The 5,815-nt window shown below is 46.6% G+C and carries 4 protein-coding genes and 1 tRNA gene; 1 reads left to right on the top strand and 4 read right to left on the bottom strand.

Annotation, left to right across the window (positions count from 1 at the left end; all coding sequences use genetic code 11):
• Positions 1–94: 94 nt before the first annotated feature.
• From PLH26_RS19525 to PLH26_RS19510, 4 genes are all read right to left on the bottom strand, one after another.
• On the bottom strand, positions 95–1,255 hold the full coding sequence (locus PLH26_RS19525) for a galactokinase (protein ID WP_324587700.1): 1,161 nt from the start codon (positions 1,253–1,255) through the stop codon (positions 95–97).
• Position 1,256: 1 nt separating this feature from the next.
• Entirely contained in the window at positions 1,257–1,580 is a 324-nt protein-coding gene (locus PLH26_RS19520) for a substrate-binding domain-containing protein (protein ID WP_502876423.1), read from the bottom strand.
• A gap of 260 nt (positions 1,581–1,840) precedes the next feature.
• On the bottom strand, positions 1,841–2,902 hold the full coding sequence (locus PLH26_RS19515) for a glycoside hydrolase family 43 protein (RefSeq protein WP_324587698.1): 1,062 nt from the start codon (positions 2,900–2,902) through the stop codon (positions 1,841–1,843).
• A 73-nt stretch (positions 2,903–2,975) separates the two neighbouring features.
• A complete protein-coding gene (locus PLH26_RS19510) occupies positions 2,976–4,829 on the bottom strand; it encodes a glycoside hydrolase family 2 protein (protein WP_324587697.1) in 1,854 nt (617 codons plus the stop codon).
• Between the two features lie 638 nt (positions 4,830–5,467).
• On the opposite strand from PLH26_RS19510, the gene PLH26_RS19505 reads away from it, so the two are divergent.
• Positions 5,468–5,540, top strand: a tRNA-Ser gene (locus PLH26_RS19505).
• Positions 5,541–5,815 lie beyond the last annotated feature (275 nt).

The following is a 5,815-nucleotide window of genomic DNA, read 5'->3' as shown; positions in this document are numbered from 1 at the left end:
GTCAGAGACTTCATACAGCAGCAGTCAGAGACTTCATACAGCAGTAGACTTCATGCAGAGCAGCAAATTTATGCAACACAGTTTCATCCTGCTGCTATATTTTCCCCGTGCCGTCAGCTATCTGTACCGCATAAACGCTGAGCGTTAGGCCGGTAGCCAACCTGTATTCCGCGCTCACTTTTTCAATCAGGGCATCTACTGCGCTTTCTTTTACAAGGTTAATGCTGCATCCTCCAAAGCCGCCACCCATCATCCTGGCGCCCAGCACATCTTCTTCATTGCGAACGTACTGAACCAGCCAGTCGAGCTCACTGCAGCTCACTTCGTATTCCCTGCTCAGTCCTTCATGTGTACGGAACATTTTTTGTCCCAATGCGGCTATATCACCTTTTTTAAGATCATCGCATGCGGCAAGCAGGCGATGATTTTCTTCCAGCACATATTTGCAACGCCTGTAAATCAATGCATCTTTTGGCAGCACGTGCTGCTGAAGCATGTCATGCGACACGTCACGCAATGATTGCACACCGGGCACATGCTCATTCACCCAGGCTACCCCCTGCTCGCATTGCTGCCTGCGGGTATTGTATTCGGAAGAAGCCAGCGAATGCGATACGTTGGAATTGAAAAGCACGATCCTGACCCCTTCCATATACAAAGGAACATACTGGTATTCGAGGCTCCTGCAATCCAATTGCACGGCATGATCTGCCTTGCCAAAAACAGAAGCAAACTGATCCATGATGCCGCATTTTACCCCGGCAAATTCATGCTCGGCGGCCTGTGCCATTTTTACCATTTCTATTCTGGAGAGCCTCAATCCAAACAATTCATTCAATGCATACAAAACACTGCATTCCACCGCGGCGGAAGAAGATAAGCCTGCTCCTATGATAATATCCCCATCCAATGCGAGGTTAAACCCGCCGACAGCCATACCGCGTTTCGATAATTGATGTACAACGCCCAGCACATAATCCGTCCAGCTTTTTAAAGGGCGTATTTCTGAAATTTTACAGGTATAGGTTTCATTAAATGCAAGTGAAACGAGCGCTATATTGTCGTCATTTCTTTTGCTGATGGCAACATAGGCTGCACGGTCTATCGCTGCAGGAAGCACAAATCCTTCATTATAATCCGTATGCTCTCCAATGATGTTTATTCTTCCCGGAGACCGGAACAGCAGGGGTGTTGCATGAAAGTGTTGTTTAAAATTTTCCTTTAGCCGTTCTGCATCATATTTTCTGGATATCATCTTACTTTGTATGTTTTTTCCCGGTACTCGATTGCCGGCATATCAGCTCCGGCTTAAGCACCAGTTTCGGCGATGGTATTTTTGACCACTCTTCTTCCCCCATATGAACGGTTTGCTGGTTCACGGTTGATAAAGAGAGTGTAATATACTCACCAAACGCCTCATTGGCAAAACCAACAATGGCAATATCGCCCGGGATCTTTTTATCGGCTGCTTTAATGGACTGTATGGCGCCCAGCGCAGTAAAATCTTCAACTGCAAAAACGGCGTCTATGTTTTGCAAAAGCAACTGGTTCATGCATTCCCTTCCTGATTCTATACTCACTGTTCACATCTCCGCCGTTCCATATAAAGCTGCGGCGTGCCCATATATCATGCGATTTCCACAGGGTTTTTGCAGTGGATGCATTATCGCCAAATGGTGTCATTCCTTTTTTCTATACAGCATCATCAAAGGCTGAAATAAGGATCATGTGTTATTAACGGGTAAGCCGGAGCGCGGAGATCCTGCGCTGTCAATGACGCAAAACAGAAGCAAAGGGAAAGCAAGGCAATGTTTTTTTTCATTTTCCCGGTTTGATTTGTTCAGTAATTGCTGTTTCCCGACGGAACAGGCAGCATTGTTCCAGGTTTCACAGGTGTGCCAAACTGAGGTGCGCCGTCGCTGTTCCAGCCAAAAGGTTGTGCCCTGGGCGAACGATGCCCGCCGCAACCCTGCCCGGGTAAAGCATTGGCATGGTACAGGATCCAGTTTTCTTTGCCATCGGGCGATTTAAAGAATGAATTATGCCCTGGCGCATACACGCCATTTTCCTCAGACTGCTTAAACACAGGAAGCGGAGATTTTTTCCATGCAGCGCTATCCAATAAATTATTACTGCCGGTAAACCGCATTAAGCCTAATGCGTAAAAGTCGGTCCAGCAGCCGCTTGCAGAGAATACAATAAACAGTTTGTCGCCATTGAACAGGGCCTGCGGGCCTTCATTTACGCTTACATGTGGTGGATTATCCGCATCATTCAAATCGCCGTGTGTCTCCCATTCCAGCTCCGGTTTTGAAATGCATACCCTGTTGCCATCAATCGTCCATGGATTTTTCATCCTGGCGATATAGATATTCTGTTGCCCGTTCACATCTCCTTCCCAGCCCGACCAGATCATATACAATTGTTTATTGAAAAAGAAAACGTTTCCATCAATGGCCCATTTGTCGGCGGGATCGGCAATTTTCCCCTTAAAAGTCCATTCACCGGACATCGGATCGGCTGACCCGTTTTCCAGCACATACATGCGGTGATTGTTGTTGTTCCCGTCATCGGCGGCAAAGTATACATACCACTTGTTTTCGATAAAGTGAATTTCGGGAGCCCAAAGCTGCTTCGAATACATGGTGCCCGCAGGTGGTGTGAAGATGTCCTTGCGTTCGGCATTTTTCAGATCAGCCAGGTTTTTGGTTTTCCATATCGCGATCCGGCTGCCCAGCGTATGTGTGTAGTAGTAATAACCATCCTTATAAAAGGAAAAGGGATCGGCGCCGGAAGGCAGCAGGGGATTGCTGAACATGCGCTTATCATTATCCTGTGATTGGGTTTTACAGGAAATGAGGAGCGATGGAATAAGGAACAGTATCAGGATGAAATGCCGCATCTGAGTTTGTTTTCGGTAAACCTGTTAGGTCTGCCAGGCTGCTCCGCCGTTCGGCAGACCTGACAGATTTGGACTACTTCATCTTCACCAGCCCCTTATCATACAACTGCTGATGCAGTTGCTTCAGCTTTTCCAAAGGCATTTTCATGATCTTCCGGTCGTAGGTCATCAGCCCGTTCACTTCTACTTCCACATCTGTTGTTTGTGTGTATACCGCTGCGGAAAGGCCTAAAGGAATGAGCGGTGTAAGGTCGTTGATGAGGCGGGTATAGCGGTCAAGCAGCTCATCGCTGTTTTTAAAGCTCTGGTATCCCCAATTGTTTTTATCCTGCCAGGTATGACCGGCAACCGGCAGCCCCAGCCCGCCAAATTCACCCAGTACCAGTATTTGCTTGTCGCCGAATATTTCCGGCGATGGCATTTGCGGATCGGGATAGTTATGAATATCGAGGATATGACCTGCGGTGAAAAAGTTGCCGCCGCTGGCTTCATTTACCAGCCGTGAAGGATCGAGCTGCATTGTCCATTCCGTGATCTCCTTTGTTTTAAACTGACCCCATGCCTCGTTGAAAGGTACCCATACTACAATGGAAGGGAAATTGTGCAAAGCGTTCATGATGGCTTTCCATTCGGTACGGTAAATGGCTTCGGATTCAGCGCTGCGTTCTTTGTCGTGGTTCTTGCCTGAAATTTGTCCTACCCGCATGTCCCATTTGTTTCCACCCATATCGCCGCTGGGCATATCCTGCCAAACCAGCATACCCAGCTTATCGCAATGATAGTACCACCGGGCGGGTTCCACCTTCACGTGCTTGCGGATCATATTAAAGCCCATCGCTTTGGTTTGCTCCACGTCATATTTGAGCGCTTCATCTGTGGGTGCGGTATACAAGCCGTCCGGCCACCAGCCCTGGTCGAGCGGACCGTATTGAAATACGAATTCATTATTCAGCAACATTCTTTTTACACCGTTGTTGTCTGTTGCTTCCGAAATTTTACGCATCGCAAAATAGCTGCCCGCTTCATCTATCAGCTTCCCTTTGCGGGTAACCGTGTATTTAAGATCATAGATGAAAGGATCACCGGGCGACCAGAGCTTCGGGTTGTTTATTGTTAAGGTAGCTTCCTCTTCCCCTTTTAGCGTTTGTTCCGCAACCTGCTGCTGGCCGTCGTATGCAATAACCTTAACCACGTCGCCCGGCTGCAGGTTCTCTACATCCACTTTTACAGAAAGCGATTGTTTGTCAATATCGGGTGTTTGAACCGTTGACGCAATATAGGTAGAAGGCACATTTTCCAACCACACGGTTTGCCAGATACCGGTTACCGGCGTATACCATATACCGTGAGGATTCTTGATCTGTTTACCACGGGGCTGCGGACCGTCATCGCTGGGATCCCAAACCCGCACAGCGATCTCCTGCTGCTTTCCTTTTTTAAGCGCGGCGCTCATATCAAATGAAAAAGGATCATAGCCGCCCTGGTGAGAACCCACTTTAGTACCATTCACATATACATCACACTGCCAGTCAACCGCGCCAAAATGCAACAATACTTTTCCCTTTTTATAGGCAGATGGCACTTCAATTGTACGTTCGTACCAAAGCATACCGTCCTGCCCCACGGTTTTACCTACTCCCGACAGGGCAGATTCCACTGCATAAGGAACAAGAATACTGCCGTCAAAAGCAGCGGGTTTGCCTTCGCCCGACGCTTTGGGAACAATAGCATATTGCCATAGGCCGTTGAGGTTCATCCAGCTTTTGCGGGTGAGCTGCGGGCGGGGGTATTCGGGCAGGGGCTGTTCGGCTTTTACGTTCGCGCTCCATGGCGTTGTAATTTTGCCCTCAACAGGTTTCCATGCTTCCTGTGCGTAGGATCCCATACTGAGCACTACTCCAAAAACAATAGAAAGAAAAGGCTTCATAATGATCGCTTTGAGTGTGAAGTTTACAATATTCTGCAATAATAGGAATAACCGGGCGATCTACAGCAGGAGTTGCCGCAACTGTGCGGCGGGCGCCTGCGCAACAGGCGGGAGCGAGGAGGGGAGGGGATAAACATAGTGGTAGCGGGATAATGCCTGTTATTGCAGTTGAGCCGGCTGTATAGCTGCTATGCAACAACCGTTGCGACGCTCCGTTCAGGGCCTGGAGCACTATTCCGCATGAGAAGGAGAGAAAAATCCAGGTATGTAGCGCATTACCGGGCAAATCTTACAGCGCACTAAAAAATTTAAACAGTAAAATAAAAAGCCGCTGCAAAATTCATCCAAAGTTCGTACATTAACAACTCAACCCGGTTGCCTGCATTACCTGCAATATCACTTCATGAACCCTTGTTTGTGATTTCAAGTATAGCGCTTCGGGAATAAAAAAGCCCCGTAGATAGACGAGGCGCTAAATGTTTTCACAACGGAATAATCCTTATTGTGAATTGCTTTCATAGTAAAATTATTGAAAGTTTTAAATTTTCAAAAATAAAAATAATAAAAACTGTGATTTATAATTATTGATACTCTATATTTGTGTAATCAAAATAAAACCGCTGAAGCGATCTTATTTTGGGGCGGTAGCATAAAGCCTAATGTTCCAGGTCCGACCAACTTGAAATACGGGTTCGATTCCCGTCCGCTCCACTACAAAGATAATGATTTATTTATGCAAATCCCATTAACTATAAAATGGAGTATCATAATAAATAAATCAGTTGTGAATTGCTTTCAATTTATAAGTTGGGGAAGATGTTTTTCTTCCTTAACTTATATCAATAATTCCTCAATTAGTTACAACTTCTGCAGCCATGCCTAAACTCAAAACGATCCTAGGACTTGACCTAGGCACTACATCCATCGGATTTGCCAAAGTAATTGAAGATGATAACTACCAAAATTCATCTGTTGAACTAATAGGC

Origin of the sequence: Agriterribacter sp., assembly GCF_035444585.1 — a bacterium.
GTDB lineage: Bacteria > Bacteroidota > Bacteroidia > Chitinophagales > Chitinophagaceae > Agriterribacter.
The sequence above is the reverse complement of the archived record's forward strand: the minus strand, read 5'-3'. Positions and strand labels throughout refer to the sequence as shown.

What these genes read in the sequence shown, in the direction of transcription:
- PLH26_RS19525 (WP_324587700.1), bottom strand. Translation starts at nt 1,255, where the DNA reads ATGATATCCAGAAAATATGATGCAGAACGGCTAAAGGAAAATTTTAAA.
- PLH26_RS19515 (WP_324587698.1), bottom strand. Translation starts at nt 2,902, where the DNA reads ATGCGGCATTTCATCCTGATACTGTTCCTTATTCCATCGCTCCTCATT.
- PLH26_RS19510 (WP_324587697.1), bottom strand. Translation starts at nt 4,829, where the DNA reads ATGAAGCCTTTTCTTTCTATTGTTTTTGGAGTAGTGCTCAGTATGGGA.